Origin of the sequence: Arsenicicoccus sp. UBA6765 (genome assembly GCF_002453335.1) — a bacterium.
Lineage (GTDB): Bacteria > Actinomycetota > Actinomycetes > Actinomycetales > Dermatophilaceae > Arsenicicoccus > Arsenicicoccus bolidensis.
Map to the genome: position 1 here is coordinate 12,884 of NZ_DKGR01000031.1, position 683 is coordinate 13,566.

A 683-nucleotide genomic window follows, 5' to 3' on the forward strand; every position below is an offset into this window, starting at 1 on the left:
CCACCGCCGTGCCGAGCAGCGCCCCGGCGGCGTTGGCCCCCGTGTCGCCCAGCATCGAGCGCCCGGCGAGGTCGTCCGGGAGCAGACCGAGGGAGGCGCCGACGGCCGCGCTCGCGAGGGTCGCGGCGTCGCGGGTGCGAGCTGGAGGGCCGACCTGGTCACGGCCGGGGCCGAGCGTCGCGGTGAGCGGCGCGGTCAGCAGGACGACCTTGAGGGCTCGCCCGGGCCGCAGGTCGAAGAGGTTGACGAGGTTGGCGGCACCCGCGACGACGGCCCCACCGACGAGGAGCCCGAGCAGCTCGGCGGCCCCCGGACGAGCGCTCCCCCACCGCGGCCGGTCGATGAGGGCGGTGGCGAGGACACCGGTGGCGGCCAGGCCGACGATCTTGACCACGCCGGTGGTCGGCTCGCCACGACGCAGCGCGGCGAGGTGGCCCCGCAGACCCTTGACCGCGGTGCTGCCGACGTGGTCGTCGAGGGCGCCCAGCGACGCTGCGGCCGTGGTGGCGAGCAGCCCTGCGCGGGCGGCCGGCGATCGGTGGATCGCGAGCGGGACGACCGCGCCCAGGGCCCAGGCGGGGCCCTCGAGGAGGGTGACCGTCCGGCCGGCGTGGTTGGTGCGGTCCCACACCGCGCGGCCCAGCGGCGGGCGGCGGGCGCCGAGCCGCGCGGCCGCCCGGGCG

General features: G+C 79.4%; 1 protein-coding gene. It reads right to left on the reverse strand.

Annotated features, from left to right (window positions below; genetic code table 11):
* Window positions 1–683, reverse strand: a 683-nt coding sequence (locus tag B4K29_RS08825; protein ID WP_286967091.1) for a hypothetical protein, incomplete at both ends; no start/stop codon positions are given.